Origin of the sequence: Paenibacillus cellulosilyticus (assembly GCF_003182255.1) — a bacterium.
GTDB lineage: Bacteria > Bacillota > Bacilli > Paenibacillales > Paenibacillaceae > Paenibacillus_T > Paenibacillus_T cellulosilyticus.
On the sequence record NZ_QGTQ01000007.1, the window covers coordinates 162,415 to 188,062 of the forward strand.

Here is a 25,648-nt window from a genome sequence, read left to right on the forward strand (position 1 = left end):
TGGCAGGCGTGTTTGCAGATGCGGACGGCGATGCCTTAACGATTACGGCAGCATCTTCGGATGAAGGCGCAGCAACAGTATCGGTGAGCGGAGCATCGGTGGTCATTACGCCGGTAGCAGCGGGCACGTCGACTATTACGGTTACAGCTGACGATGGTAATGGCGGTACGATCTCAACGACGTTTGACGTGACAATTACTGCACTGAACCATGCCCCAACAGTGGTAGGCACGATTAGTAATGTAACAGCAGGAGAGCTGGATGGGGATCAGGCAGCGAGTCTGGCAGGCGTGTTTGCAGATGCGGACGGTGATGCCTTAACGATTACGGCAGCATCTTCGGATGAAGGCGCAGCAACAGTATCGGTGAGCGGAGCATCCGTGGTCATTACGCCAGTAGCCGCGGGAACGTCGACCATTACGGTAACGGCTGACGATGGCAACGGCGGAACGATCTCAACGACGTTTGACGTAACAATTACTGCTCTGAACCATGCACCAACGGTGGCAAACACGATTGCTCCAATATCAGTTGAGCCTAATGGAGATGTGCAGACGGTTAGCTTAGCGGGCGTATTCGCAGACGCAGACAACGATGGATTAACATACACGGCAACAACGGCGGACATAACCGTAGTAGCTGTATCGATGAGTGGAGATACATTGAGCATTACGCCACTGGAAGCGGGAACAGCGACCATCACGGTGACGGCAGGCGATGGCAATGGCGGTACCGTTCATACGACCATCAAAGTGACAGTGGAGCATAGGACTCCGTTCTTCTCCGAACTTGTCTGGAGCGAATCCGACATGTTCATGCAATTTATTGAGCTTTATAATCCGACAGGCGAAGAAATTGACGGTTCTAGAATTCAAATCGTAGGCAGCAATGGAATGGACTTTACCCCTTCTGGGGTCATATCTCAAGGAAGCACATATACAATTGCAGAACTTTTCTACGGCGGGGATGTACCTTATGATGATTTCTCTGAGATGCAGCTATTTGGTACAGAAGATCCAGTGACACTTAGCCTTTATTATGATGGCGAGTTAGTCGACGTTGCAGTATTCACCCCCGCGACTTCTATTGCGCGGACATCGGGAACGACGCATGGTAACCCAACAGGCCCTGACAGTAATGAGTGGGACGATGAGGGAACCGACTACACGGATGGCCTTAACTCATACACACCATGATCATAACTATCAGATAAAAAGGAGGCCATTCCGATGAAGCATTCTCGTCAATGGGCAGCAGCAGCTCTTGCTGTAACCATCGCTTTAACACCTAGTGCTGTCTCTCCGGCCTACGCCGCGTCGGCAGCAAATTCTTCCACGGAATTATTTTCGGATCTAAAAGGTTTGTCGTCTGAGCAGGTGGCGCAAATCGTAAATGCTGTGAAAGCGGGTCTGCTCCAAGGTGATGCTTCGCATAAGTTTCGCCCGAATGACGTTGTAACTCGCCAAGAGATGGCCGTCATACTGACAAGAGCGTTGCAGTTGCCGAAGGCCAGTTCCTCTGTCGCATTTTCGGATGTGTCGTCATCCCATTGGGCAAGCAGCAGCATTCAAGCTGTACAACAAGCAGGATTGATGCTTGGATATTCGGATGGTACATTTCGTCCAACCGCTCCCGTCACACGGGAGCAGTTGGCAGTATTGCTTATGCGCGCTGCCCAGCTTCCGGTAGAGGAGGCTGGACAAGCAGTCAACGTATCCGATTGGGAAGCAGTTAGCGAGTGGGCAGAGCCATCGGTGAGCGCAGCTTATAATTATGGTGCGATCCAAACAGTTGGTGGGAACCTCCAGCCGAAAGCATCGGTATTGAGGAAAGATATTGCACAGAGTTTAATGGATACATTCCTCCCAACGAATCAGCTTGCTCGGTTGCAGCAGGTTGAGGATGGGAAGGTTGTTGTCAACGGCGTTACCTATCAAGTTGCTGATACTGTGAAAGGTTTGCTGCGACCGGAGAACCGAGAGGTGCTGCAAGGGGCGGAGATTCAATTTGTCTCAAACGGACGTACGCTGCAATCGGTCACGAAGTTGGTGATTCACGCTAGCGGTAAGGAACCAGACGGACAAGCTTCGGAGTTCAGCGGCAACCTTGTGCTTGATGGCGATGGTGCATCTGTAGACGGAAACCTAGTGCTATCGGGTAATTTTATTACCGTGCTCAACCTGAACGTGAATAAGGACCTAGAGATTACACCACAGCTAGCGAACGATTTCTATGCCCGCAACGTCGAGGTTAAAGGAAACACATTGATTCACGGAGGAGACGAGAACACCGTTGTGTTCTCCCAATCGGAACTGGAGGACGTCGAGATCGATAAACAGGACGTTCATGTGGAATTTCAGGACGGTTCTTCGGTTCAATCGGCAACCATCTTATCGGATGCTACGCTTAGCAATAATTCGTCTTCAACCTTAGAGCAGGTGACGGTGTCGGGCAATGCGGAACAGGTGAGCTTGGAAGGAAGCGTCCAAAATGTGACGGTGAACACCCAGCAGTCAACGACGCTGTCTGTAGATGGAACGGTCGGGAGCATGACGGTCAATGCATCGGCGCCATTGATCTTGAGTGGGAGCGGTACAATATCCACCTTACAGGTGTCCAACCCTGAAGCCAGTGTGCAAGTTAGTTCCTCGGTACAAGTATCAGGGGTCACCTACGACACAGGCGTATCTTCATCTACGGTGACACAGACAACCACGAGCACTTCTACCTCTACTGTCAACACGGCGCCCAGATTAGCGCTTTCCTTCAGTAGCCAACTGGTGACGTTGGGCGACAGTGATCTATCAATTAGTATCGCTGGCCATTTCGTCGATGATGAACAGTCGGTGTTGAAATATGTCGTGACGTCGGTTAATAGTAAAATTTGCAAAGCAGCTCTCGTCGGAGACAACATCGTGCTGACGCCAGTTGCTCGCGGCACCGTGTCAATAGCCGTTGTAGCAGATGATCAGGCAGGCAAGAAAGTCAATACCACATTCTCGGTAACGGTTAATGAACCACCGAAGAGCAGTGGAGTTCCGGATCAGTCCAAGCAAATGGGGACGGGGAATGTAAACGTCTCATTAAACAATTATTTTGCGGACGCTGATCAGGACTCGATCGTTTACGAAGCTGCTGTTGCAGACGCTGGTATTGCGGCATATTCGCTTAATGGGAGCCAGCTTGAACTGACTCCGGTAAGTGCCGGCGTCACGACGGTTACGATCAAAGCATCGGACGGACGTGGAGGCATTGTGACCGATTCGTTCCAGCTTACGATTTTACCGGCATCGAACCAGAGCCCGGTTGTAGAACAAACGCCTAGCAACCAGGAGCTAACGGTTGGTCAAGCCGACTACACGCTGGATGTGTCACCGTTGTTCAGCGATCCAGACTCGGATGCTCTGACGTACGAAGTATCGTCGTCGAACACGAGCATCGCGACGGTAAGTCTAACGGGAACACAGGCTAACGTACAAGCTGTTGCTTCCGGTACAACTACCATCGAGCTGAAAGCGAAGGATGGCAACGGCGGCGAAGTGACAACGCAATTCCAGGTGACGGTTAATGAGGCACCAGTGATTGGAACACTTCCAGCTCAAACGCTTCAGGTGGGCGCCGCGCCAACAAGCGTAGATCTCAGCTCGTACCTAAGCGATACAGAGAATGATACGCTGACGGTTACGGCGACATCGAGTGATACAGGAGTCGTAACCGTAAGTAACTCCGGCCAGCAGTTAACACTGACGCCAGTTGCATCAGGCACGACGACGATCACGGTTACGGTGTCGGACGGACGCGGGGGCCAAGCGACGGCCCAGCTATCTGTCACGGTATCGCCACCGCCGAACCAGAGCCCGGTTGTAGAGCAGACGCCGAGTGATCAAGACCTAACGGTTGGCGATGCGGACTACACGCTGGATGTGTCACCACTGTTCAGCGATCCAGGTCAAGATGCTCTGACGTATGAGGTATCATCTTCGGACACGAGCATCGCGACGGTAACGCTGACCGGAACTCAACTGGACGTACAAGCTGTCGCTTCCGGTACAGCGACCATCGAGGTCAAAGCCAAGGATGGCAATGGCGGCGAAGTAACGACGCAATTCCAAGTGGCAGTCAATGAGGCACCAGTGGTTGCAGCACTTCCAGCTCAAACGCTTCAGGTGGGCGCCACGCCAACAAGCGTAGATCTCAGCTCGTACCTAAGCGATACAGAGAATGATACGCTGACGGTTACGGCGACATCGAGTGACACAGGAGTCGTAACTGTAAGTAACTCCTCTGGCTATCAGTTAACGCTGACGCCAGTTGCAACCGGCACGACGACGATCACGGTTACGGTGTCGGACGGACGTGGGGGCCAAGCGACAGCTCAACTAGCGGTTACGGTTGCACCGCCACCGAACCAGAATCCGGTTGTAGAGCAGACGCCGAGTGATCAGGATCTGACAGTTGGCCAAGCGGACTACACGCTTGATGTGTCACCACTGTTCAGCGATCCGGATCAGGATGCGTTGACGTACGAAGTGTCGTCGTCCAACACAAGCATTGCGACGGTAACGCTGACAGGAACTCAACTGGACGTACAAGCTGTCGCTTCCGGAAAAGCGACCATCGAGGTCAAAGCCAAGGATGGCAACGGCGGCGAAGTAACGATGCAATTCCAGGTAACGGTCAATGAGGCACCAGTGGTTGCAGCACTTCCTGCTCAATCGCTTCAGGTGGGCGCTGCACCAACAAATGTAGATCTCAGCTCGTACCTTAGCGATACGGAGAATGATACGCTGACGGTTACGGCGGCATCGAATAATACAGGAGTCGTAACCGTAAGTAACTCCTCTGGCCAGCAGTTAACGCTGACGCCAGTTGCGGCAGGCATGACGACGATCACGGTTACGGTGTCGGACGGACACGGAGGCCAAGCAACAGCTCAGCTATCTGTCACGGTATCGCCACCACCGAACCAGAACCCGGTTGTAGAGCAGACGCCTAGTAACCAAGAGCTGACGGTTGGCGATGCGGACTACAAGCTGGATGTGTCATCGTTGTTCAGTGATCCAGATCAAGATGCGTTGACGTACGAAGTGTCATCTTCGGACACGAGCATCGCGACGGTAACGCTGACCGGAACTCAACTGGACGTACAAGCTGTCGCTTCCGGTACAGCGACCATCAAGGTCAAAGCCAAGGATGGCAATGGTGGCGAAGTGACGACGCAATTCCAAGTAACGGTTAATGAGGCACCAGTGATTGCAGCACTTCCTGCTCAATCGCTTCAGGTGGGCGCCGCGCCAACAAGCGTAGATCTCAGCTCGTACCTCAGCGATACGGAGAATGATACGCTGACGGTTACGGCGACATCGAATGATACAGGAGTCGTAACCGTCAGCAATTCTGGCCAGCAGTTAACGCTGACGCCAGTTGCAACCGGCACGACGACGATCACGGTTACGGTGTCGGACGGACACGGAGGCCAAGCGACAGCTCAGCTATCTGTCACGGTATCGCCACCACCGAACCAGAACCCGGTTGTAGAGCAGACGCCTAGCAACCAAGAGCTAGCGGTTGGCGATGCGGACTACACGCTGGATGTGTCAACACTGTTCAGCGATCCAGATCAAGATGCGTTGACGTACGAAGTAGCATCTTCGGACACGAGCATCGCGACGGTAAGTTTAACCGGAACACAAGTGAATGTACAAGCTGTTGCTTCCGGTACAACTACCATCGAGCTGAAAGCCAAGGATGGCAATGGCGGCGAAGTGACAACGCAATTCCAGGTGACGATTAATGAGGCACCAGTGATTGCAGCACTTCCTGCTCAAACGCTTCAGATGGGTGCTGCACCAACAAGCGTAGATCTCAGCTCGTACCTTAGCGATACGGAGAATGATACGCTGACGGTTACGGCGACATCGAATGATACAGGAGTCGTAACCGTAAGTAACTCTGGCCAGCAGTTAACGCTGACGCCAGTTGCGGCAGGCATGACGACGATTACGGTTACGGTGTCGGATGGACGCGGAGGCCAAGCGACAGCTCAGCTTGAAGTTACTGTTCAAGCTGCTGCTGGACCACAAAACCACGCACCGACTGTGGTTGCTACGATTTATGAACAGGTTCTAACATACGGCGTAACGAACGCCCGAAATTATGACCTTACGCAATTGTTCGAAGATCTAGATGGGGATGCGCTGACACTCACGGCTGTTCCGAATTCATCAGGCATCGTTCAGGCAGATGTAAATAGCGGCATGATTACATTAACAGCGGGCTCCATAGCAGGCAGCACGACGGTTCAGATTACGGCGAATGACGGTAACGGCGGTACGGCGACCTATACGTTAACCGTGCGTAATGCACCGCTTGCTCCTAATGGACTGGTCAATATTCGGACGAAGCAAGGCGTCAAAGAAAATATTCAATATGATCTATCAGACGTGTTCCCAGGTCAGAATACGTTCCAGGTCTACACGGGTACGCCAGACTCCACCTTTACGGGTCCAACAACGATGACAGGCACCAAGTGGACTTGGGATGGTATGCCGCTTAATACATGGATTATTGGCGCTGATGGCACGGCGGTTGTCTTGAATGTGGCCGTCGATCCACAAGGGGCAGAGGAGCTGTACTTCTCGGAATATGTGGACATGGGCAACGGTCGAACAGCACTTCAGCTCTACTACAATCCAGTAGGAGATACATCCGGGACGATATCCGGATACACGCTGGAAGTCTACCAATACAATACGAAGACTGGACAAAAGTCTTCCTATTCACAAGCGTTATTCCCGATGTATAAAGGCATGCCTTATATATTCATCGATCGAATTTTCTATGACTTCTTTGATATTACGAATGCATACTATTACAATGACGAACTGGTGCTAAGCGATGGTGACCCTACGAAACTTACGACTGGTTTTGTCTTGAAAAAGAACGGCGTTATAATCGATGTGCTGGGCAATCCAAACGCAACGACGGCGTTCATGCCGAATGGCGGAACCATTGTTCGCAAGTCAGGCATCCGTGCGGGGAACACCACTTTCCAATTGTATGGCGAGTGGACTGCTTACCCTGTTGGCTCAGCCCAATTCATTGGTTACCACACGCCGTAACGGCAGTGAACTTGTTTAACTGCATCCATACGAAGGCACCCCTTATCGAACGATAAGGGGTGTTCTTCTTTGTTATGGCGTAATATGCGGCCTATTACGAAGGTGCACCGCCCTGATTAAAGAAGTGAACCGAGCCGAGCACATGCAGGCGAATAAGCTGCGTCGCCATGTACTTGGGCGAGTAGGACCTATCATTTTCCAACCGGTTAAAACTGTGAATATTAATCTAAGGCAGGGTAGCCATACTCTTTGTCGAATAAGTATGTAAATAATAGTTATTAGAGAGGATATGAAGAATGTTTTCGAAATTTATGGACTCACTGTTGTATTTAAAGAGAGAGTTTGACATATCATTTTCTGTTATAGCGGCAATTAAAACAATCGTAATTTTTCTAATAGGTTACTCTGCGCAGAAACTATATGATGGTGCGCATAAAACAATTTTTAATTATTTTAAGTCCAAGGGCATCCGTAAGAGGCTTAGGAAACAAGAACAGACGTTTAGACATAATCTTAACATTCTCCCACTGGGAAGCGGGAGCCCCTATGACAATAAAAAAGGGATCTACGTTGCTCTTTCAAATAAAAGCCTATACGTTGGTTTTCCATCCGATTTGCTAGGGGAGCTGAAGGAGAGCTTCAACAAGGAAGATATATCGGATGAGTTTGTGCTGTATTCGGATTCTTCTTTTGATAATGGCAACTCTTTTTCGGATCTAGCGCTCTCGACAGGGATTCCTGATTTGCCCGAACTAATTGCGAAGCATCGCAATATTGTAGCGAGACATTTTATCGAGAAGACGAACGGCTGCCACTTTAACAAAGAGAAGTTAGGCGTATATCGAATTCGTACGCATAGCAGACATGGCGAGAACGAGCTGCCGACCGTTAATATGGAGCTGTTTCAAACGGACTATTTTACCCACAAGGTGTTTCGATCGATTTACAAAGAACTAATGGCTGATGGTCATGCCATTGCCGATGTAGATACAGAAGAGGAACTTAATAAGTATAATGCGTTTACCACTTCCTTCGGGGTTAATTGTTTAATGATTTTAAATCATGGGGCGGGTGTAAAAGAATACATCCTAACGAAGAGATCGAGAAATGCGACCGAGGTTCAATCGAGAGATCAATATAATATTTCGATGCTTGAGGGACTAACCATTACGGATAAGAACAGTAGTGACCGCATTGATTTGAGCAAATGCGTAGAGAGGGGCTTTTGCGAGGAACTAGGCATTGAGAACATCTATATTTACGACTCGACGATTAAATTCTACGATGTATTTCTGGAGAAAAATCACTTCGAACTAGGCATAACGTGCGCGGTTGAGACTAGCAGGTTGTCCTTCGAGGAATTGCTGCAAAAGGCAGAGTTCGCGAAAGACCGAACATTGGAGATATCAGATATTTTAAGGATCGATAATGACCGTAGAGAAGTTGAGGCGTTTATTCATGCGAATGAGTTTAAACAACAAGCCCAATTTACTTTGCAGAGACTTGTGGCGAGAGAAGATCTGTAGATCGTCCATTCTATAGAATAGTATTATAAGAAGAGTCCCCACATCGGTGAAGTGCACCCCTTATAGTGGACATTGGAAAAGCACCCTGGTGTTTATGCCGATGTAATACTATAGGGGGTGTTTTTTACAATGGTGAAAAAGAACGAAAGTACAAGACATACAGCTTCGAAACAAAGAAGAAAGCAATTGAAATGCGACTGGAGGGAATGATGAAGGAGAAGGTTTCGGAGGTATTAGAAATAGACAAGGATCAACCATTTAGGGAAATTATTCTTAAAACGTATGATCGTTATAACGGTTTTTATGGCTATCGTCAAGTGCAACTGTTTGTACTTCAAAAAGGTGTGGATGAATCACAAGAGAGTGCAGCTATATATGCAGGAGATGGGCTTGGGCTCCATAGTACACCGTAAATTCGCACATCATCGAGAATGGAGTCTGGGTGACAGAGTTGCTAGAAACCTACTAGATCGTAATTTCGAGGTGGCAAGAGATTTGACAGCCTCCGTGGGGCCAAGAACCGCGTGCTGAGAGCGGCGTGCGGTTCGGAAAAACTTTTCACAATTGAAGCATTCTATCCTTATAGATATCCGATCGATTTGAGGAAGGACTACATCTATTTTTATAATCATCGACGTCCTAAGAGAAAGTTAAAAAAGCTGGCTCTGGTACAGTACCAGAGCCAGCTTGCAATAGGGTCTTGACCACAACGATAAGGGGTGCTCTTTGTTATAGAGGGAGTCACGAGTCTATTACGAGTCTAAAGCGAATCACCTCTGTTAAAGAAGTGAACCGAGCCGAGCAGATGCAGGCGAATAAGCTGCGTCGCCATGTACTTGGGCGAGTAGGACCTATCATTTTCCAACCAATACATAATGATCCCAAGATGCGCGGAGGTGACGTAGCGGACGATAATATCACGTGGAATTTGCACATGACGGTCATTCGGCTGCGCAATCAAGGATCGATGGTTCAGCGAGTCACGAATGATCGTCTCCAATCGAAGGGAGAAGCCGGGAATGCCTTTTGGCCCAAGCATCAATTTGTAAAAAGGGGCGTTATCCGCAATATGCTCGAACTGGCGAATAAACGAGCTCGGCGGCAGCTTGTTAATGGGGAATGCCCGATTAGTGGCAAAGGGCCGAGGAGCAGCAGCCGTTGAGAAGACGCAAGCATGAAGAGCTCGGAGTGAGTTAGGTTGGGAGGGAGTGGTTTTTGCTTATCCTGCGAACTATAGTAAAATGAGGTCTAGGCATGACTATTGGATAAAGAGGTGCACGAATGGCAATAAGCTTCACCCGTTCTATCATTACTAGACTGGAGAAAGAGATTGTTGATCTTCAGTCGCTCGTTCGTGAACAGAAGAAGAAACGTGACCGGATGCTGTCCCAAATAAAACAGCTTCAGCGTGACCAGAAATTAAGTCAATCCATGAACGATTTGAGCAGCAAAATTTCACGGGAAGTGAAGCTCAAGAAAGCAATTGACGAGATTGATGGCCTACTCGCTCAGTCGACGAAGCAGTTAGCCGAGAAGCAAGCGCGCTTGGTGCAGCAGCAGCAGCAGAAGGAAAACAATTAATTATTAAGCTTTTGAAAGTTAAAAATGGTTGAGCAGAAGGATGATAGCTGCTCAACCATTTTGGTTTTCCTATCGATATGGCTATTCGCATTCGTATCCGGCTGATGAATGCCGATTTACTCCGTTTTACCACCTTCGACGACGATTTGATCTGCAGTGAAATCGTCTGGGAAGCTGTCTTTTAACGTCGTATCATAAAGCTTATGGAAGAAGCTCTCGTCTTTCAGCTTCCCTTCGATTAGACCGTTCACATAATCCAAGAGCTCTTTATTTCCTTGTTGAACGGCTCCGGCAATAAAGTCCTTATTGCCCAGTTCTTTGATTCCGACCGTGTAGCCTGGATTTTTCTTAGCCCATGACAACAGCAGTGTGTTATCCTGCGCGAATGCGTCAGCCCGATCTGTAATGAGTGCTTGGTAGCCGTCTGTAATGGCATCGATTTTGATCAATTTGACGTCCGGGTAGTTATTGGTGAAGTAAGAATCGGCTGTTGTCCCCGTGTTAACGGCCAACGTCTTCCCTTTCAGATCATCAACAGAAGTGATAGGGGCTTTATCTTTGGAGACGATACCTAATGAGACTTTCTCGTAAGGCAGCGTGAAGTCGACGCTCTTGGCCCGATCTTCTGTAACGGTAAAGTCGGCAAGCATGAGGTCGACTTTATTGGTTTGCAGATACGGAATTCGGTCCGTCGGATTCACCACTACCCATGTAATCTTGTTCTCGTCCCCGAGCAGTTCCTTGGCAATGCGTTTCCCTAATTCCACATCATAGCCTTTAAAAGTGCCATCGGCGTCCTGATAGCAGAACGGAGCGTCATCGGCGAATATACCGAGTCGGATCGTGTCTGCTTTCTTAATTGCAGCAAGCGATCCAGATGCTTCTGCGCTTGTGGTGTTAGTGTCGTCATTCTTGTTAGAGGAGCAAGCGACTAATCCTCCTATCAATAGAACACTGATTACAACGGCAAACCATTTTTTCATTTCCACTCACTCCTTCTACATGTATAAATAAAATATTTGCATATTTTATTTCAAGATTGCGTCGTCAATGGGGAGGTTCAAGAACCGCCGGGCTTCTACCGTTTGAGGAGAATAGAAAAATTGACGCGGGGTACTGATTTCAACGATTTTCCCGTTATCCATGAATACAATTTGATCTGCTACTTTCTCGGCGAATTCCATCTCATGGGTGACGACGATTAACGTTAATCCTTGATTCTGCAGCGATCGAATGACGTCGAGCACCTCTCGCACCATCGCAGGGTCCAAGGCTGCCGTTACTTCATCGAACAGGATGATCTCGGGGTGCATACATAGCGCTCTGCAGATCGCAACCCTCTGTTTCTGTCCACCGGAGAGCTCTCTTGGATAAGCGGTTATTTTATCCGATAATCCGACTCGTTCGAGAAGTCTGACCGCGTCTTGTACAGCTTCTTTCTTGCTGCGCTTCTCCACCTTCATCGGCCCGAGAATCATGTTCTTCAATACATTCATATGAGGAAACAAATCGTAGCTTTGGGATACCATGCCGATCCTCTTTCTTATATCCACCCAATGCGCATCATTGGAGCCTCGCTTCGTGATCAGGGTGTCGTGAAGATAAATTTCACCGGCGTCGATTTGCTCCAACCCGTTCATGCATCGCAGCAGCGTCGATTTGCCGCAGCCGGAGCGCCCCATGATTACCGTGACCTCTCCCTGCTTAATATCCAGATTGATATCATCCAGCACGACATTGCTATGAAACGATTTCTTCAGATTGCGGATCGTCAGATGCATAGGAGATCTCCTTTGTATGGATCGAACTCATAGGGATGAGACTTTCTTCTCGATAAACGTCGAGAGCAGGGACAACGGGAAGCAGATCATGAAGTATAGCAATAGCAGCAGCAGATACATCGTGAACGAGATCATACTCGTCGGGTTATTGTAATACGTCACTTGGATGATGCTCTGGGAGATCTTCAGCATATCTTGAACACCTATTAACGAAACCAAGCTGGTTGTCTTAATCAGGCGGGTCGCTAAATTGACGATGGAGGGGGTCGTTCGAATGACAATCTGCGGAAGTAATATGTACGCGTACATTTGTCTTCGGTTAAGTCCCAGTGCCAGGCTTGATTCGAATTGATGTCGGGGCAAGCTGCTGATGTAACCTCTTACTAGGTCTCCGATCTCGAAGGAGCCCCATAAGGTAAAGACGATGATCGAAATCACATAGCCGTCTGTAGACAAATGAAAAACATAGGAGAGGCCATAGAAGAGAACGAACAGCCAAATGATCGGATGAATCAAACGAAAGGCGTCCAATAGCAGCCTCAAGACGATCGTTAATGGCTTATATCGCAAATTCATTAAGACGCCAAGGAGAAACCCGAACAGCACGGATAGAATGAAGGAGATGGCAGCAATCTGCACCGTCATTTCCAGTCCGTTCAGGAGTCTCGGAAAAGCACGGATGATGGCATCAACCCCCGAATTCTGCAAATCGAATCTTCCTTTCCAGACGAGAGAATAAATACGACATCGGCAGTAAAATGAGCAGATAGCTGGCAACAGTCAGAACCGCAACCGGAATGGTCAGATCTGTTCGTAATCCGATGATTGCAAAGGCCTGATAGACGATCTCAGGCAACAGGATGATTTTCATAGCGGATACTTCTTTGGTGAGAAAAATCGAATTGTTCGTGATGGCGGCGATGGAGATGGATAATGCCTGAGGGACGATGAGATGGACGACCATGTTGAACTTGGACAGCCCCATGGCTCTAGCGATTTCAAGCTGATTGGTCGAGATGGCTTTGATTCCCGAGTAGATGGCTTTGCTCATATAAGCTCCCCCGATCAGCGACAGAACAATGATCGAGCACGTATAGCTGTTGAATTGTACAGAAACTTTGGGAAGCCCATAGAAAACAAAGTAGGCCTGAATGAGGGAAGGCGTGTTTCGAAAAAAAGCGACATAAGCATGAACGATAGATTTCAGCACAGGTGTCTTGAAGAATAAGGCGATGCTGAATAGTAATCCAATGGTGAATGCGAAGAATATGGATGTCGTAGCGATCCATACCGTGACTGCTGAGGCTCTCGCGAAAATCGGAATCAAGTCAAAAACGGAGTCAGTATCCATAGGGTCTCCTTGGAACTTTTTTCGTTTTAATAATTCTTACTATTCTTATGTGATTTAACGAGATTTATTGTAATCAGGATAAACCTGCAAATTCCGGTTGTCAACCATTCAATAAAAAATTAACTTCGTTAAGTGAAGAAACCGCAGCCGGGTTTACAGTCTCTTCCTTTCCTCCTAATATGGTGTATGAATGATAGAATCGTTTTCCATTTCAAAGATTAAAGGCAAGGAGACTCACCATGACATACGATTGCCTTATTGTAGATGATGAGGAAGTACTGGCGGAGACGACAAGCGAGTACTTCAATATGTTCGACGTCCAGTCGGCGTATGTGACCAGTGCGGAGGCGTGTCTGGCGTTTCTGCAGCAGCATGAGGTGTCACTCATTCTATTAGATATTAATCTAGGAACGACGTCGGGGTTTGAGCTGTGCCGGAAGCTTCGGCAATCGACGCAGATCCCGATCCTATTCATCAGCGCACGTACGAGTAACGACGATATTCTGATCGCACTTAATATCGGCGGCGACGACTACATCCAGAAGCCGTATACGCTCAGCGTCCTGCATGCCAAGGTGAAGGCGGTGCTCAAACGCTACACCAGCACCACCCAACCAGCAGTCGCGGCGTCAACACTTAACTTTGGCCCAATCACCATCGATGAACAAATGGAGCGCGTCCGCGTCCGAGGCGTGGAGATCAAGCTGAAGGCAATGGAATTCAAGCTGCTCACCTATCTGGCTGGCAATAAGAACCGCATCATTCCGAAGGAAGAGTTGTTCCGCCAAGTATGGGGAGATTCCTTCGCCGGCGACGGTACGCTGAACGTCCATATCCGCCATCTCCGAGAGAAGCTCGAAGAGAAGCCGAACGAACCTCAGTACATCAAGACAGTTTGGGGCAAAGGATACATTCTGGAGGACGGCAGCCTATGAAGTCCAAGGGACTGCTCGTCATTGCCGCTGCCATATGCGCCGCCGGCATCCTATTCTTTATCCTCATTAACAAAATCCCGGTGAATACCGATGTCGACGTAGTCGCCGTCAACGAGATCGTGAAGACTGTCGAGAGCCACTGGCCGGATACGAACCGCGAAGACTATGCCGCGATCACGCTGCCTTTCGCCATACTCGATACGAACGGAAACCTCATATACGAGACATCGGCTGGCGTATTCACGACCTTAAATAATGCCATTAAACATAACAGCACTATCGTGGAGATCACGAAGGGCGGGCTATTTATTGGCAAAATTATCGTCGTTAACGATTACAAACAGACGATTCACGACATTAAGCATCGACTAGCAATGACCGTGGGCATCGCGTTCGCTCTGCTGGCCTTGTTATGCGGAGGCTACGCGATTTGGCTCAATCGCACCGTATTCAAGCCATTCATGCGGCTGCAGAGCTTCGCGACGAACGTCGCCACTGGCAACTTGGACGTTCCGCTGCCGATGAGCCGCCATAACCCATTCGGCGCTTTCACGGAAAGCTTCGACCTGATGCGCGAGCAGCTTGCGGCCGCACGCCAAAGCGAATACGAAGCGAACCGAAGCAAGAAGGAGCTCGTCGCCAGCTTAAGCCATGATATTAAGACGCCGGTCGCCTCCATTAAGGCGGTCATCGAGCTGATGCTCGTTAGTGCCACCGACGAGAAAGTCATTCGGCAGCTCAACACGATGTACGCGAAGGCGGACCAGATTCATTTGCTCATCACGGACATGTTCCACGCAGCCCTCGAAGAGATGACGCAGCTCCACGTAACCGTCAGCGAGCAGTCCAGCAGCATCCTGCATGAGATGTTCGCCAAAGCAGACTACGACGAACGCGTTCATTGCGAGCCGATTCCGCCATGTCTCGTGCTGATGGATGTTTCCCGTCTGCAGCAGGTAATCGATAACGTCATCAGCAATGCCTACAAATACGCGAAGACGGACGTGACGGTGCGGTGTCACATCCAGAACGATTACCTCGAGATTAACATCATGGACTACGGCAATGGGGTAGACCAAGACGAGCTGCCGCTGTTGTTCAACAAGTTCTATCGGGGTGCGAATGCGGAGGGGCAGAGCGGCTCCGGCCTCGGACTGTTCATCTCCAATTATCTTATCCAGAACATGCAGGGCGATACGGAGTGCTATAACCGGAGCGATGGCTTTACGGTTGTGCTGCGACTTAAGCTGGCTTCCTGATCGATTTAAGAAACCGTTAAGAAATGCACAAAGCTCTACTAAGAATTGGTTCGGTATAGTTAGGGTGCAGCATAAATGACGGCATATTGCGACGCAAGCATGAAGCGATAATCTTAAATCGATAAGGGTGATAATATGCAAAATGTATGGTTAAAAACAGAGAAGCTGTGCAAAACGTTCTCCAGCGGCGGGCTCCAGCAGCATGTGCTGAAAAACTTAGACATCCGTCTTATGAAAGGCGACTTCACGGTCATCATGGGGAGCTCCGGCTCCGGGAAGTCGACGCTGCTCTACGCGCTGAGCGGCATGGATAAACCAACGCTCGGGACGATCCATTTCGGAGACAGCGAAATCTCCAAGCTGAACAACGATAAGCTGGCGATTTTCCGTAGAAACAACTGCGGGTTCGTGTTCCAACAAATCCACCTGTTAGACAACATGAGCGTGCTCGATAACGTGCTTGCCAGCGGACTGCTCATAAGCCGCAACAAGAAGGAAACAGCTGCAAGAGCGAAGCAGCTTCTGACCGAGGTGGGACTAACTGAGGAAACGTGGCGCAAATTCCCTTCACAGCTGTCGGGCGGCGAAGCCCAGCGGGCAGGCATCGTCAGAGCGCTCATCAATAAACCGGCGATCCTGTTCGCCGATGAGCCGACAGGCGCCCTTAACTCAGCGGCGAGCGACAGCGTGCTCGATGTGTTGACGAAGATGAATCAGACAGGGCAGAGCATCGTGATGGTCACGCATGATATTAAGACGGCGATGCGCGGCAACCGGATTCTTTTTCTACGGGATGGCGTTATTCGTGGCGATATGTCGCTTGGCCCTTACCAGAAGGGTCACAGCGCTGAGCGGCAGGAGCAGCTGCAGGATTTCCTGTCGGATATGAGGTGGTAGCATGAGTATCCTCAATCTGATCAAGGCGAATTTGCGCAAAGGAAAAGGAACCGTCGTTTCCCTGATTCTGCTGATTGCGGCCGCATCGCTGCTGCTGAACGTTGGTCTGACGATTATCTCGAGCATGTCCTCTTTCTACGAGCATAAAGTGGAGGAGCTTAGCGATCCGCATGTCGTGATGATGATGGAGCAGTCGGATTACAAACAGGAGAACGGCGATTTCTTCAGAAATTATGACGGCGTCACCGCAACAGAGGTAGAATCCATATTGGTAATGCCCTCCGCTACGATGCGATTCGGCGACAGCGATTTGAACACCGCGCTCTCGCTGCTCGATGCGGATACGGACCGGAAGCTGGGACCGCTCAAGCTAATTGAGAAGCTGGACTCGGTGCCCGACAACGAAGCGATTTATTTGCCGTACAGCTACAACAGGAGCGGTGGTTACAAGCTTGGCGACTCGATAACAATCGCCTATCAGGATAAGCCTTACAGCTATAAGGTGGCGGGATTTTTCGAATCAACCATGCTGGGCACGAACAATATGGGCCTTATCAAAATGTTCCTGTCAGGCGCCGCTTACGAGGCGCTATCCGCCAAGCTTGGCGGGGATGCGAGAGGGATCTTGATCTCTGCTGCGATGCAGGATATGACACGATCCACGAGAATCCTCGACGACTATCATAAGGTCTATCCGCTTGTAAGCGAAGGCGCGACCGCGAAGTTTCACTATATGGCCGATATCGAATCCATGAAGCAGGTAAACGGCCTTACGGTCAATATGATTGCGATGATTCTCGTTGCATTTGCCGTCGTCATCGTACTCGCAGCCCTGCTTGTCATCCGGTTCCGCGTTTCTAACATGATTAAAGACAGTGTCGTCAATATCGGGGTATTGAAGGCGCTTGGTTATACGAATCGGCAGATTACGTCTTCTCATGTGGGGCAGTTCTTACTCCTCTCATTATTGGCAGGCGTAATAGGAGTGGAATTGTCTTACTTGTTCTTCCCTCAGTTCGGCAACATCCTGTCCACATTGACGGGACTGCTGTGGGAGCAGCGAGAGGCTGTCGTACTGAATCTGATAAGCATACTGTTTGTCATGATTTCGGTTACGCTTGTCGCGCTTTTCACTTCCTTACGCGTCCGCAAGCTGCATCCGGTTACAGCTTTGCGCGGCGGGCTCAAGACGCACAGCTTCAAGCGGAACTATTTCTCGCTGGAGAAGGCGAGAGGCGGACTGCAGCTATTGCATGCAGGCAAGTCCATTATGATCAACAGCAAGCAGAACTTGATGATTACGCTCATTATGATCGCTGTAACGTTCGCTTCGGTATTTTCTCTTGCGCTGTATGACAACATTGCGAGAGATAAGACGGCTTTCATTCATCTGGTCGGTGCGGAGACGTCGAACGTAGCCGTTCAAGCGAAATCCGAAGCGATCAGCGGCAAGCTGAAAGCAGCGATCGATGGAATGGACGGCGTCCAGAGGACGGCTATGATGGATACGATCACGACGATGGTGGACGGTCAAAGCATTTTCGCATACGTGTCCGATGACTTCGCCAAGCTCGACAATCAGATGGTCTACGAGGGCAGATTTCCGAAGTTCGACAATGAAATCGCCATCTCCTGGGCAGTCTCGAAGCTGATTGACAAGGGCATCGGCGATACCGTTGACGTGGAAACGGGCGGCGCCAAGCATACGTATCTGGTGACCGGGATGAGCCAATCGATCAGCAACATGGGGCAGGCGGTTTACTTGACGGCTTCTGGCGTGCAGCATCTTATTCCGAATTATAAGGGACTGCTCATCCAAGTGTATTTGGACGGCATGACGAATACGCAGTTTATAACGGATGTCAAAGCGAAGTACGGCGCCATGGCGTCCGAAGTGACAGATGTGGATGCGACAATCGACAGCCAAAGCTCGATCTACTCGACCGCTGTAGCGGCTGTGATGGGAATTGTGCTGGTCATTACGGTTGTAGTTATCGTACTCATTCTGTTCATGGTCGTTCGAACGGCGCTGCTGAAGCGGAGAAGAGACTTCGGCATTATGAAAGCAACAGGTTACACGACATCACAGCTCATGAACCAGCTGACGTTCAGTTATATGCCGATTATGCTTGTTGGCGTAATGATCGGAGGCGCCCTTGGAGCGTTGTGCACGAACGGCATCCTGACGGTGCTGCTGTCTAGTTCGGGCATTCATAACGTTCAGTTTACGATTAAGCTTCCGATGATTACCGCGCTGTGCATCGCCCTGGTTGTACTCGCGTATGCCGTATCGATGACCGCGGCGTATCGGATGAAGCATATTACACCGCATGGGTTGATCACGGAATAGCCTAGGATGATGATTTGAAGGGATTAGAGCCAAGGCTCAGCCATCATGCTGAGCCTTTCTTTCGAAAAATAAATCTCGCTCGTTCAATGGCATTGCCAATCAGGAATTTACGTGCTATAATGGGTTGATTGGAATACTGACCTTTAATTCACACGTTGTAGAAGGTTATTGTATTGATACAATAAGCTTGTACAATATGTGAATTTTTATTTTTACTTGAAAATAAAAGCACATATATTAAATGAAGGAGGTGCTCTTTACATGCAAACAGGTACAGTGAAATGGTTCAACGCAGAGAAAGGCTTCGGCTTTATCGAAGTTGAAGGTGGTAACGATGTATTCGTACATTTCAGCGCAATCGTAGGCGACGGCTACAAATCGCTCGACGAAGGTCAACGCGTAGAGTTCAACGTTGTTCAAGGCAACCGCGGACCGCAAGCTGAGAACGTTGTAAAACTGTAGTATTGAAATAAGCACAATGCCTCAAACATCACGTTTGGGGCATTGTTCTTTTTTTCAGATGAGTTTGAGCATAAGGGGGAGGACAGGTTATGTACTATTCTAAAAAGAAAGCAGTAGAAGTCCCTTTGGAAATGACGGCGGTATGGTACTGTACACAAGATGGCTGCAACGGGTGGATGAGGGATAATTTTGCATTCGAAGCGGTGCCGACCTGTCATCGATGTAATACACCAATGGTAAGTGGTATGAAAGAGCTTCCTGTTCTTGTTAATTCGAGAGAAACTCAGAAATTATCTAGCAAGGGTAAGCCCAGCGAGTCTAACAGCTAAGCTGTTAGTCGGTTAGGAGACAGTTTCTCGCCTATAACCTATGACAACCCACATCTGCATGAGGATGTGGGTTGTCTATTCATGGTGCTATTCAATTAGCATTGTGGGAATCGATAGAGACCCCGTCCTATGTAACAATTAAGCTGTTTCCGTGTCTGCGATCTGTGCGTTGTCTTCGTCCGTAATCGGGTTGCGCTTGATGCGAACCTCTTGGAACGTAATTTTGTTATTCAGAATGTAGTCCGGCGTCTTGCGATGCTGGTGCGATTCACGGAATGCTTCGCTCTTCGTCCAGCCTTGGAACGCCTCGCGGGAAGTCCAGCGAGTTACGATCGATACCTCGTCATACTCCGAAATATTTTGCGTGAACAAAACCTCAAGCCCAAGGAATCCCTCCATACGTTCCACTTGACCAATGCGGTCAAACCGCTCGATCAGCTTTTCACCGGAGCCTTTTACAATTTGAGACGTGTTCGTTACGATAAGCATAGTCGTTTCCTCCTCGATTGTTTTTCTTTTTGGAATAATAATGGGGTAATGGCCTTCAAAGCTGACCTTCGCTTCCACCTCGTATACTTCTCGCAGCAACTGGCGGGTCAAGATGTCCTTCGGTGAACCTGCAGAATGAATTTCTCCATCCTTCATCGCTATCAGATGATCACAATAAGCAGCAGCTTGCTGCAAATCATGGAGCACCATCACAATTGTCGTGCTCTTCTGGCGGTTGAGAACCGTAAGGGCATCGAGCACCTCAAGCTGATGGGCAATATCGAGATATGTAGTAGGCTCATCAAGCAGGAGCAGATCGGTTCGCTGTGCGAGTGCCATAGCGATACGTACCTTCTGTTGTTCACCGCCAGAGAGTGTATGGAACATGCGGTCTTCATGACGAAGAATTCGCATCGTTCGCATAGCCCAATCGACGATTCGTTGATCCTCTTCGGAGAGACGCTGTTTGAAGAAGGGCTGATAAGGCGCACGACCGTACTCGATGAATTCCTTGACCGTTATGTTCGGCATTTGCTCTTTCGATTGAGGAAGCATCGATACGACACGAGCGAATTCGGATCTCGAATAGTTGTCTAGCGGCTTGCCTTGAATGGTGACCGTTCCCTCGTCAGCGTCGGATAGTCCAGTCATTAATGATAAGAGCGTCGATTTGCCGGAGCCGTTGGGACCGATGATCGCTGTCATTTTTCCTTTCGGAATGACGGCATTCACATTCATAAGCTTGAACATGCCGCGTTCTAAAGTGAGGTTATTCGTTTCGGCAGCTGTCATCGCCAATTGCTCCTATTCTTAAGCAGATATAAGAAGAACGGTGCGCCGAGGCACGCAAGCAATATGCCGACAGGCAGTTCAACAGGATCGAATACCGTACGTGCTGCCGTGTCTGCAAGCGTAACTAACGCTGCGCCGCCCAGCATGGAGACGGGAAGCAGATAGCGATAGTCATCGCCGATAAGCAGTCGTACCGCATGGGGAACGACAAGTCCAACGAAGCCGATAAGTCCAGCTACGCTGACCGCTGTTCCTGCCAGCAGGGAGGAGAGCAGAATGAGCAGCAGTCGTTGGAGCTCAACCTTTTGGCCAAGCAGCTTGGCGGAATTGTCGCCTAGCAGCAGCAAGTTTGCTGGCTTAATGGCAAGGATCGATACAATTAGCCCGACGAGTGCATACGGGAGCATGAACGATAGATGATGCCAGCTTCTCCCGTTAAGTCCGCCGGAAAGCCAAGGCAGAACGGATTGAATGCGATCGCTGTACATAACCATGATGCCGTTCATCACCGCTCCGAGCAGCGCATTGAGCGCGATGCCCGCAAGCACGATTTTGACAGGAGATGCACCACGATCCCAAGACAAGAAATAGATAATGATGGACGAAATGAAGGCGCCAGCGAAGGCGGCAGCAGGAAGCAGGTAGCTGAACTGCGGCAATATGACCATCGTAATGACAGCGGCGAGACCAGCTCCTGACGATACCCCGATCACACCGGGATCCGCCAATGGATTACGCATAACACCTTGCAGAATAGCACCAGAGACAGCCAAACAAGCACCGGTTAATAATCCAATCAGAACGCGTGGCAGTCGAAGATCGAACACGATCGTATCCGTTGGCGATTGTACAGGTGAGGTTAGGGCATGCCATATATCTGGTAGAGCGATCGGAACAGCTCCGATCATGATGCCTAGTAGGGCGCTGATAATAACAGAGACGGGAGCAAGGATCATGATCACCTGTCGTCGTCTTCTGCGCTGCTTCATATTCATAGAGTACCTCTCATTGGGCAAACAGTGTGTCGCGCATGAGCTTTAGCGCTTCCATAACCCGTGTGCCTGGATTCGATCCGAAGAGATCGTTCGGCAATATCTCCACATGCCCTTGTTTCACCGCATCTATGTTGTTCCAAGCCGCATTCTCTTGCATTTCCTTCAAGAAGCTGGCCTTTACCTCATCCGCATTACCATGTGTCATGATAAAAATATGCTGTGGATTCGCTTCGACAATTCGCTCATTGCTCAGTTGTGCGTATTGCGGATAGCTTTGCAAACGAGGGAAGTTTGCTGCGATGTTCGTACCGCCGGCAAGCTCTAGAATGTTGCCGCCGAGCGAGGTAGGCAGCGCTGCCATGAAGGTGCCTGGCGCTCCGTATACAAGAAGCACTTTAGGGCCATTAGGCTGAACAGATTGTTTATAATCTGCAAGCTGCGTATTGATTTGATCGACGAGTTCAGCTGCGCGGGTTTCCTTCTGGAGCATGGAGCCGAACAATTCAATCTGCTTCGTAATCTCCTCAACCGAATTGGCGCTAGTGAGCAGCATCTTAGAGCCAATACCCTCGATAATCGGAATATCCTTCACATTCATCGGATCGTTGCCGAGTACGACATCGGGGTGAAGAAGGGTAATTTGCTCCAGATCGACCTCATGTGCGGTGCCGATCTGCTTCACCTCACGTATTCCATCTAGACTTGCAGGCAGCTCCGAAGTAGGGCGGCCCACCAGGTTACCGCCTAACGCGTGAATAATATCGGCTTCGCCATTGCCGAGAGCCACGATTCGCTCGGGCGTATGGCTGAATCCAATGCTGCGTCCTGTGAAGTCGGTAACGGACAGAGACGAAGAAGAGCTGTCCGCATGCGTGGATGTCGTGGATGTTGTGCCACAAGCACAGCAGCCAATGACTAGGGCTATGATGACAGTGATAAGCGATAAGTGCTGGCGCATTCGTATACCTCCTTCATGAGAACATACAGCAGTTTATTGAGATTGATTATCACTATCGCAATAATGATATTCATTATCAATTGGTTTGTCAAATGTTCTCGTCCAAATTCAAGAAATAACTGTTAGTATAATTTCTTATGATTTTATTATATGAATGATTACCGGATCAGTAGAAAAATTATGAAATTTTTTGATTGACGTTCTCAATAGAGTTGTGTTAACTTCCTCTGTGGGCTTAAGTTTTGGCAGCAGGTGGAGTACAAGAGGCGCAAGTTTGTAGGTAGGGAATCAGAATGAGAGGTGTAACTTGCCTGAGATATGGCGGTTTTATTCGAATTTCCAGCCTTGATTATGCTATAAGAGCTTCATGACAACAGAAGAGAGGAGAGAGGTTCTTTTTTTTGATTCTTTATTGAGAATGATAATCAGTAGATAGGTTGATCAATTTATTTGTGATAGAAAGTAATGTTGCATACATGATTATTTTTCGTGATAGTAATCGATATTTTATTGTTTTATCGTGTTTAAAGTAATTATTTATGGAGGCGTAAATGATCAGAAACATGAGGCTGTTAAGCTTGCTGCTTGTCGGTGTGTGGGTCATGCTCATTGCCTCGCTGCCAGTATCAGCGGCTTCGAAACTTGCAGCGGGTACCTACTCGTTTGGTTACGAGGTGCTTCGAGCGGAAGATGATTCGGTATCGATTGCGAACGATTACTGGGAGAAGCCAGCGACGGTAACGGTAGGTAATGACGGTTATACGGTTCGAATGACACTTAATCACAGCAAATGGATTGTCGCCTTCTCGGTGCCATCCTCCAGCGGCAGTTATGTGTCAGTCACGAAGATTAGCGAGGATACCGCGGCGGACAAACGAGTTGTTGAGTTTAAGACGGACGATCTGTCGAAGCCGATTGAAGCCAAAATTCATGTCATTGTCGAAGAGATCGGGTACGACCATAAGTACACGATTCGTCTATCGTTCGATGAAGACAGTGCTTCGCTGATTAAGGCCGCAGAAGAGAAAGCGCCTGAGAAAGAATCGACGGCCGTCGAGCAGGTTAACGACGAGAAATCAACGTCACAAACGACAACTACGACGAACTCTTCGACTGCGACGACAACAACGACGACAACAACGACGCCAACGAAGCAGACAGAGAAGAACAACTCCACTACTGCTTCAGGCAGTACGAGTGAAGAGAAGCCAGCGTCAACGTCAACGGCTGCGACGAGCAAGCCAGCGCAGCAAACCACACAGTCGGGTAAAGCGGCTGAGACGACGACAAGCAAGACCGAAGTGGTCAATAACGATAAGGCCAAGGAGACTAAGGCCACTGAAACGGCGAAGCCAGCCGATACAGCCGAGGTTGTTGCTGCTGACTCTAGCACGGAAGAGACAGCGACAACAACGGGAAGCACCGAAGGTACAACTGTAGATGCGGCCTCATCGGATATCGCTAATGCTGATTCGACGAAGGACACGGTTGAAGCGGTAACACCGGCAGAAGATACAGCGGCCGATGCGTCGGCAGCAGTAGAAACGCTTGCGGCTGCACCCGAAGATGCTGTTGTTGAAGAGGCCAATAGCGGAAGCCGTATCGTCAATGCAATTGTGTTTATTGTCATAATCATTGCGGCGGGCGCTGCAATTGTATGGGTTAAACGACGCAAGCAAAATAAAGGAACCTAAGTAGAGATAAGGAGATTGACTAACATGAGAAAGCAATGGTTCAAAGTCATTACGATGTTGACAGCCTTATTAATTTTGGCTGCAGGAATACAGGCTACACCGGCAAAAGCAGAATCAGTATCAGAGTCGGTATCGATTCTGACGCTGCACGCGACGGATGATTTCAAGCTGTCGTCGATGAGCAACTACTTCCTGGCACCGTATACGCTGACGAATGAGTCGGGAACGGACTACGTATCGTTCACGATCAAAGATAGCTCGGTCGTGACAAGCTTCAAGACAGAGCAAGCGGGTCAATTGGTAGAAGCGACGAATGTATCCGAAGATACGACGGCGAATACGCGTGTTGTGAAATTCCCAGTTACAGACCTGAGTGGGGTACTGAATGCGCAGGTTCATATTTCGACGTCCTTTAATGGTCAGGCATACGAGATGGATCATGCGATTCGCCTTGCGTTCAACCGCACGATCGATCACGCGGCATTGGAAGCGTTGGTAACGTCTGCAGAGGCGAAAGTGAAAGCGGCTGTTGTAGGCGAAGAGGAAGGTCAATACCCAGAAGCAGCGAAGACGGCACTGACAGAGGCGGTCGCAGCAGCAAAAGTGAAAGGCTCTTGGCTGAGCACGCAGGCGCTTGTAGACGAAGCAGCATCTGATCTGACGTCTGCCATTGCAGCGTTCGATGCAGCGAAGATCGCAGCGGCACCCAACACGGTAACACTTCTGACGCTGCACGCGACGGATGATTTCAAGCTGTCGTCGATGAGCAACTACTTCTTGGCACCGTATACGCTGACGAATGAGTCAGGAACGGACTACGTATCGTTCACGATCAAAGACAGCTCGGTCGTGACAAGCTTCAAGACAGAGCAAGCGGGTCAATTGGTAGAAGCGACGAATGTGTCGGAAGATACGACGGCTAATACACGCGTTGTGAAATTCCCAGTGGCAGACCTGAGTGGGGTACTGAATGCGCAGGTTCATATCTCGACGTCCTTTAATGGTCAGGCATACGAGATGGATCATGCGATTCGCCTTGCGTTCAACCGCACGATCGATCACGCGGCACTGGAAGCATTGGTAACGTCTGCAGAGGCGAAAGTGAAAGCGGCTGTTGTAGGCGAAGAG

The 25,648-nt window shown here is 49.3% G+C and carries 21 protein-coding genes; 13 read left to right on the forward strand and 8 right to left on the reverse strand.

The genetic code is table 11. The features are described from left to right. The 4 genes from DFQ01_RS31065 to DFQ01_RS12180 form a co-directional block, all read left to right on the forward strand. A partial coding sequence (locus DFQ01_RS31065) for an Ig-like domain-containing protein (protein ID WP_245946644.1) occupies positions 1 to 1,196 on the forward strand: 1,196 nt, incomplete at its 5' end. Between the two features lie 33 nt (positions 1,197 to 1,229). After that, a complete protein-coding gene (locus DFQ01_RS12170; RefSeq protein ID WP_110044154.1) occupies positions 1,230 to 7,121 on the forward strand; it encodes an S-layer homology domain-containing protein in 5,892 nt (1,963 codons plus the stop codon). Positions 7,122 to 7,417: 296 nt separating this feature from the next. Beyond that, positions 7,418 to 8,647 carry a hypothetical protein gene (locus tag DFQ01_RS12175; protein WP_110044155.1) on the forward strand — a complete coding sequence of 410 codons (1,230 nt, stop codon included), beginning with the start codon at positions 7,418 to 7,420 and terminating at the stop codon, positions 8,645 to 8,647. Positions 8,648 to 8,853: 206 nt separating this feature from the next. Next, positions 8,854 to 9,060, forward strand: coding sequence for a hypothetical protein (locus tag DFQ01_RS12180; protein WP_146216864.1), 207 nt, complete (start codon positions 8,854 to 8,856; stop codon positions 9,058 to 9,060). 347 nt (positions 9,061 to 9,407) lie between these two features. Here DFQ01_RS12180 and DFQ01_RS12185 read toward each other — a convergent pair whose 3' ends face one another. Then, positions 9,408 to 9,761, reverse strand: coding sequence for a TetR-like C-terminal domain-containing protein (locus DFQ01_RS12185; RefSeq protein WP_110044157.1), 354 nt, complete (start codon positions 9,759 to 9,761; stop codon positions 9,408 to 9,410). Between the two features lie 167 nt (positions 9,762 to 9,928). Between DFQ01_RS12185 and DFQ01_RS12190 the strand changes: the two genes are divergently transcribed. Further along, on the forward strand, positions 9,929 to 10,228 hold the full coding sequence (locus tag DFQ01_RS12190) for a hypothetical protein (protein ID WP_110044158.1): 300 nt from the start codon (positions 9,929 to 9,931) through the stop codon (positions 10,226 to 10,228). A gap of 116 nt (positions 10,229 to 10,344) precedes the next feature. On the opposite strand, the gene DFQ01_RS12195 is transcribed toward DFQ01_RS12190, so the two are convergent. From DFQ01_RS12195 to DFQ01_RS12210, 4 genes are read right to left on the reverse strand one after another with little or no spacing between them, the layout of a single operon-like run. Next, positions 10,345 to 11,211, reverse strand: a complete 867-nt coding sequence (locus DFQ01_RS12195; RefSeq protein WP_110044159.1) for a transporter substrate-binding domain-containing protein — start codon at positions 11,209 to 11,211, stop codon at positions 10,345 to 10,347. A 45-nt stretch (positions 11,212 to 11,256) separates the two neighbouring features. Further along, entirely contained in the window at positions 11,257 to 12,009 is a 753-nt protein-coding gene (locus tag DFQ01_RS12200) for an amino acid ABC transporter ATP-binding protein (protein ID WP_110044160.1), read from the reverse strand. Between the two features lie 27 nt (positions 12,010 to 12,036). Beyond that, positions 12,037 to 12,717 (reverse strand): amino acid ABC transporter permease, encoded by a 681-nt coding sequence (locus tag DFQ01_RS12205; protein ID WP_110044161.1) that lies wholly within the window; start codon positions 12,715 to 12,717, stop codon positions 12,037 to 12,039. Further along, the gene (locus tag DFQ01_RS12210) at positions 12,698 to 13,360 is read right to left on the reverse strand and encodes an amino acid ABC transporter permease (protein ID WP_110044162.1); all 663 of its coding nucleotides are present in this window, start codon (positions 13,358 to 13,360) and stop codon (positions 12,698 to 12,700) included. Before DFQ01_RS12210 ends, DFQ01_RS12205 begins: the two co-directional genes overlap by 20 nt. A 239-nt stretch (positions 13,361 to 13,599) precedes the next feature. Here DFQ01_RS12210 and DFQ01_RS12215 point away from each other — a divergent pair, with 239 nt between their 5' ends. The 6 genes from DFQ01_RS12215 (at position 13,600) to DFQ01_RS12240 (ending at position 19,592) form a co-directional block, all read left to right on the forward strand. Beyond that, complete coding sequence (locus DFQ01_RS12215) at positions 13,600 to 14,295, forward strand: response regulator transcription factor (protein ID WP_110044163.1); 696 nt, start codon at positions 13,600 to 13,602, stop codon at positions 14,293 to 14,295. Then, positions 14,292 to 15,554 (forward strand): HAMP domain-containing sensor histidine kinase, encoded by a 1,263-nt coding sequence (locus DFQ01_RS12220; protein WP_110044164.1) that lies wholly within the window; start codon positions 14,292 to 14,294, stop codon positions 15,552 to 15,554. The genes DFQ01_RS12215 and DFQ01_RS12220 overlap by 4 nt, the downstream gene beginning before the upstream one ends. 135 nt (positions 15,555 to 15,689) lie before the next feature. Beyond that, on the forward strand, positions 15,690 to 16,451 hold the full coding sequence (locus tag DFQ01_RS12225; protein ID WP_110044165.1) for an ABC transporter ATP-binding protein: 762 nt from the start codon (positions 15,690 to 15,692) through the stop codon (positions 16,449 to 16,451). A 1-nt stretch (position 16,452) separates the two neighbouring features. Beyond that, the gene (locus DFQ01_RS12230; protein WP_110044166.1) at positions 16,453 to 18,801 is read left to right on the forward strand and encodes an ABC transporter permease; all 2,349 of its coding nucleotides are present in this window, start codon (positions 16,453 to 16,455) and stop codon (positions 18,799 to 18,801) included. A 261-nt stretch (positions 18,802 to 19,062) separates the two neighbouring features. Beyond that, on the forward strand, positions 19,063 to 19,263 hold the full coding sequence (gene cspD / locus DFQ01_RS12235; protein WP_110044167.1) for a cold-shock protein CspD: 201 nt from the start codon (positions 19,063 to 19,065) through the stop codon (positions 19,261 to 19,263). Positions 19,264 to 19,352: 89 nt separating this feature from the next. Further along, positions 19,353 to 19,592 carry a cold-shock protein gene (locus tag DFQ01_RS12240; protein ID WP_110044168.1) on the forward strand — a complete coding sequence of 80 codons (240 nt, stop codon included), beginning with the start codon at positions 19,353 to 19,355 and terminating at the stop codon, positions 19,590 to 19,592. A gap of 138 nt (positions 19,593 to 19,730) precedes the next feature. Here the strand turns inward: DFQ01_RS12240 and isdG are convergent, their stop codons facing one another. From isdG to DFQ01_RS12255, 3 genes are read right to left on the reverse strand one after another with little or no spacing between them, the layout of a single operon-like run. Continuing rightward, on the reverse strand, positions 19,731 to 20,873 hold the full coding sequence (gene isdG / locus DFQ01_RS31900; RefSeq protein WP_110044169.1) for a heme oxygenase: 1,143 nt from the start codon (positions 20,871 to 20,873) through the stop codon (positions 19,731 to 19,733). Next, the gene (locus DFQ01_RS12250) at positions 20,870 to 21,868 is read right to left on the reverse strand and encodes a FecCD family ABC transporter permease (RefSeq protein ID WP_110044170.1); all 999 of its coding nucleotides are present in this window, start codon (positions 21,866 to 21,868) and stop codon (positions 20,870 to 20,872) included. The genes isdG and DFQ01_RS12250 overlap by 4 nt, the downstream gene beginning before the upstream one ends. Before the next feature lie 10 nt (positions 21,869 to 21,878). Beyond that, the gene (locus DFQ01_RS12255; RefSeq protein ID WP_110044171.1) at positions 21,879 to 22,826 is read right to left on the reverse strand and encodes an ABC transporter substrate-binding protein; all 948 of its coding nucleotides are present in this window, start codon (positions 22,824 to 22,826) and stop codon (positions 21,879 to 21,881) included. 551 nt (positions 22,827 to 23,377) lie between these two features. Here DFQ01_RS12255 and isdC point away from each other — a divergent pair. Together isdC and DFQ01_RS31070 are read left to right on the forward strand one after the other, a co-directional pair. After that, on the forward strand, positions 23,378 to 24,520 hold the full coding sequence (gene isdC, locus DFQ01_RS12260; RefSeq protein ID WP_110044172.1) for a heme uptake protein IsdC: 1,143 nt from the start codon (positions 23,378 to 23,380) through the stop codon (positions 24,518 to 24,520). A 24-nt stretch (positions 24,521 to 24,544) separates the two neighbouring features. After that, positions 24,545 to 25,648, forward strand: a 1,104-nt coding sequence (locus tag DFQ01_RS31070) for an NEAT domain-containing protein (protein ID WP_181394740.1), incomplete at its 3' end; no start/stop codon positions are given.

Excerpts from the sequence above, each read along its gene's own strand:
- DFQ01_RS12170 (WP_110044154.1), top strand. The coding sequence starts at position 1,230 with ATGAAGCATTCTCGTCAATGGGCAGCAGCAGCTCTTGCTGTAACCATC.
- DFQ01_RS12175 (WP_110044155.1), top strand. The coding sequence starts at position 7,418 with ATGTTTTCGAAATTTATGGACTCACTGTTGTATTTAAAGAGAGAGTTT.
- DFQ01_RS12180 (WP_146216864.1), top strand. The coding sequence starts at position 8,854 with ATGATGAAGGAGAAGGTTTCGGAGGTATTAGAAATAGACAAGGATCAA.
- DFQ01_RS12190 (WP_110044158.1), top strand. The coding sequence starts at position 9,929 with ATGGCAATAAGCTTCACCCGTTCTATCATTACTAGACTGGAGAAAGAG.
- DFQ01_RS12195 (WP_110044159.1), bottom strand. The coding sequence starts at position 11,211 with ATGAAAAAATGGTTTGCCGTTGTAATCAGTGTTCTATTGATAGGAGGA.
- DFQ01_RS12200 (WP_110044160.1), bottom strand. The coding sequence starts at position 12,009 with ATGCATCTGACGATCCGCAATCTGAAGAAATCGTTTCATAGCAATGTC.
- DFQ01_RS12210 (WP_110044162.1), bottom strand. The coding sequence starts at position 13,360 with ATGGATACTGACTCCGTTTTTGACTTGATTCCGATTTTCGCGAGAGCC.
- DFQ01_RS12215 (WP_110044163.1), top strand. The coding sequence starts at position 13,600 with ATGACATACGATTGCCTTATTGTAGATGATGAGGAAGTACTGGCGGAG.
- DFQ01_RS12220 (WP_110044164.1), top strand. The coding sequence starts at position 14,292 with ATGAAGTCCAAGGGACTGCTCGTCATTGCCGCTGCCATATGCGCCGCC.
- DFQ01_RS12225 (WP_110044165.1), top strand. The coding sequence starts at position 15,690 with ATGCAAAATGTATGGTTAAAAACAGAGAAGCTGTGCAAAACGTTCTCC.
- DFQ01_RS12230 (WP_110044166.1), top strand. The coding sequence starts at position 16,453 with ATGAGTATCCTCAATCTGATCAAGGCGAATTTGCGCAAAGGAAAAGGA.
- cspD (WP_110044167.1), top strand. The coding sequence starts at position 19,063 with ATGCAAACAGGTACAGTGAAATGGTTCAACGCAGAGAAAGGCTTCGGC.
- DFQ01_RS12240 (WP_110044168.1), top strand. The coding sequence starts at position 19,353 with ATGTACTATTCTAAAAAGAAAGCAGTAGAAGTCCCTTTGGAAATGACG.
- isdG (WP_110044169.1), bottom strand. The coding sequence starts at position 20,873 with ATGACAGCTGCCGAAACGAATAACCTCACTTTAGAACGCGGCATGTTC.
- DFQ01_RS12250 (WP_110044170.1), bottom strand. The coding sequence starts at position 21,868 with ATGAATATGAAGCAGCGCAGAAGACGACGACAGGTGATCATGATCCTT.
- DFQ01_RS12255 (WP_110044171.1), bottom strand. The coding sequence starts at position 22,826 with ATGCGCCAGCACTTATCGCTTATCACTGTCATCATAGCCCTAGTCATT.
- isdC (WP_110044172.1), top strand. The coding sequence starts at position 23,378 with ATGATCAGAAACATGAGGCTGTTAAGCTTGCTGCTTGTCGGTGTGTGG.